General features: G+C 55.2%; 1 protein-coding gene. It reads right to left on the bottom strand.

Translation table 11 applies throughout. From position 1 onward, the window contains the following. On the bottom strand, nt 1-540 hold a 540-nt coding region (locus ACNQ0W_RS25300; protein WP_417933305.1), incomplete at its 3' end, for a C40 family peptidase. Nucleotides 541-670 lie beyond the last annotated feature (130 nt).

Genomic DNA, 670 nt, shown 5'->3' with positions numbered 1-670 from the left:
CATACAGCCTGGCGACGGGTCGCATTCGACAAACCCTTCCCGCTCCCAGTTGTCGAAATACAGGTTGTCCGGGTACTGGCTTTCCCACCATGGGTAATCAACGCGGAAATCGTTAAGCTTCACGCCTTGGGTGGCATGCCAATCCATTACCAGTCCCCAGCAGTCATTTGAGCCCAAGATAAACGGACGCCCGATAAGGGGTACCGCCTCCGGCATTATCTCAGCGTATTCGTCGCTATCCGGCGCGTAAATACCCCAGACCACACCGGAGTTGTTGCATTGCTGGCGGTCCAGATCGGATGGAATCGGCCTTGCTCCATCGCCAGGATGGGAATGGATGACGCGCACAATCGTCCCGATATCTTCGGCGTTCGCCCAATGCTCGCCATCGATGCGGAAATGCTCTGTTGGATTTTCGTGGGTGTTTGGCACAGGAATATAGCGCTGGCGCCGGCCAGACTGAATAACGAATCCGCAGCTCTCGCGCGGGGATTCCTCCAGCGCATGAGCACGGATAGCTGCAAATATGGTTTTATTCATTGCTATGTCCGATTATCGGGTGAAGAGAACGGTTGCCGGAAAGCCGCCAAAGTCGAGAATTGCTGCGTTAGGATCTGCCAGGCCGGCGCCAAATCGTTTACGGCAGTCACTGAAGCAACCACCACATACA

This window comes from Enterobacter cloacae complex sp. 6730903, assembly GCF_048283985.1.
Lineage (GTDB): Bacteria > Pseudomonadota > Gammaproteobacteria > Enterobacterales > Enterobacteriaceae > Enterobacter > Enterobacter hormaechei_C.
The sequence above is the reverse complement of the archived record's forward strand: the minus strand, read 5'-3'. Positions and strand labels throughout refer to the sequence as shown.